The sequence below is a fragment of the Endozoicomonas sp. ONNA2 genome (genome assembly GCF_024606365.1).
GTDB lineage: Bacteria > Pseudomonadota > Gammaproteobacteria > Pseudomonadales > Endozoicomonadaceae > Endozoicomonas.
Window position 1 is genome coordinate 1 of the sequence record NZ_JAHHPO010001096.1, and the last position, 1,359, is coordinate 1,359.

Annotated in this window: 1 protein-coding gene; it reads left to right on the plus strand. The window is 45.2% G+C overall.

Annotated features, from left to right (window positions below; all coding sequences use genetic code 11):
* Positions 1–347 precede the first annotated feature (347 nt).
* Positions 348–1,085, plus strand: a complete 738-nt coding sequence (locus KDK14_RS19590) for a hypothetical protein (RefSeq protein WP_257266899.1) — start codon at positions 348–350, stop codon at positions 1,083–1,085.
* Positions 1,086–1,359 lie beyond the last annotated feature (274 nt).

Here is a 1,359-nt window from a genome sequence, read left to right on the forward strand (position 1 = left end):
ACGGAGGGAGCATAGCCGTAGCTATGTGACCGGAGTTGTAACGAAGCAGAGTGCCTGAACAAGGAGTCAGAAATATGTGATTTCATATGGTTAGCTACTTATTCCTGCTTTGGACAAAGAGGGAGATTCTATAGCGTATTCTGTCAATAATCGATTGGGGTTTATCATTATTTCAAGTATTACCGAGTGGATAAACCGGTTTCTTGTTCCGTCATCCCGAATTTATGACCGGTCGTTCAGATTAAATAAACACCAATCACGCACATGCTACATTGAATAAAAAAGCAGTATAGGGATGTATCGTGGTTAATAAGCAGTTATACCTGTCCGTTGTCACAGGTTTGTTAATGATCGGTGGACTTCTTCCTTCAACCAGAACGCTGGCAGTATCCCCACCGGAGCATGAACCTGTTCCATTTACTCAATATTGGAATATTATTGCCAATCAACTTGCTGACAGTCTTTTCTCCAGAGCACGCCTTCAATCATCAAATACCGTTTATGTTGATAAAAAACATACCGCTTCCGATGTGGCCCGGTATCTGGAAAAACAGCTGTCAGTTTCATTAAAAAAATCCGGTGCGAACGTGGCGCCTCCAGCCAATGCCCGCAACGTGATTGAGCTTGATGTCGAGGTCAGGGCGCGGTCGAATGGAAGGGGGACCGTGTTCGCCGAGGGAGGGGATATCGACCAGTTGTGGGAGATAGAGGAGTCCTATCCGGTCTATCCGGGTCAGCTTGCACATTATGAAATGGAACCCCTGACAATCAATCGACCGGGAACCATAAACCCACTTTCAGATACCGACACGGAGGTTATTATAACCGCCCGGGTTATGGAGAGAGGCTGGATTCTGGTATCACAAAAGTATGCGTTCTATTTTTCTGCTGAGCAGGCAAGTCGTGAAAAAAAGCATCCGCAGAACGGATTCTTTGGAGCGGAAGAGTTTTATGCAAACGGTGATGCCCTGTTTATGGAACATCAGAATCAGCAGAGTGCCTTTATAAATCACCAGAAAAAACTGGATGCCCAAATTCAACAGCTGATTGACAGCTACAATTTTGATGTGAATTTCCGGGAATAGGGTCCGTCTTGGCGACCCCTTGGCAAGGACGGCAGAAAATTGGGGTTAAAATCCGGTTTTGTGAGGTGAATAAGTTGGCCAAATGGAATCGTATTTCTGGCCAGGAGGCTGTCCGAGAATAGACTGCCCACTTAGTCAGAAAATATGATTTCATTTGGTTAACTAATTACCCTAAAGGACACAAGTAGCGCGGCTATTTGCCAAACAAATGCCCATGGCGCGTGAAAGCCTTGCCATTGTTAGTTAAAAGACTTTCACCACAAAGGCACAAAGA

Coding starts and splice junctions, on each gene's coding strand:
- KDK14_RS19590 (WP_257266899.1), top strand. CDS start 348: ATGATCGGTGGACTTCTTCCTTCAACCAGAACGCTGGCAGTATCCCCA.